The following is a 250-nucleotide window of genomic DNA, read 5'->3' as shown; positions in this document are numbered from 1 at the left end:
AAAAAGCTTTCGCTCTTTGTACCAACCTTGTTCGTCCATTTCTTCTGGTAGGTCGACAATGATTGGAATGATGTTTAATTCGTTTACCTCATTTCCGTAACTTCTGTCTCTAAGGAATTCTTCAAGCTTAACTTGGACTACCGACGAAGCTTCTTGAAATTGCTTGCTAACTGACTCATCAATTTCCCCACTTAAGAAAAACCTCATCAAAACTCCCTTTGTCACCTAACACCCACATAAGGGGCAGTAA

The 250-nt window shown here is 40.0% G+C and carries 1 protein-coding gene; it reads right to left on the bottom strand.

Going from position 1 to position 250, the window contains the following annotated elements; all coding sequences use genetic code 11:
* A partial coding sequence (locus ACXAFQ_RS20555) for an Imm44 family immunity protein (protein ID WP_474825228.1) occupies positions 1-207 on the bottom strand: 207 nt, incomplete at its 3' end.
* Positions 208-250 lie beyond the last annotated feature (43 nt).

This window comes from Alteromonas sp. ABH2_165, assembly GCF_056159945.1.
Note: the sequence above shows the minus strand (reverse complement) of the source record. Positions and strands in the feature narration are given on the sequence as shown.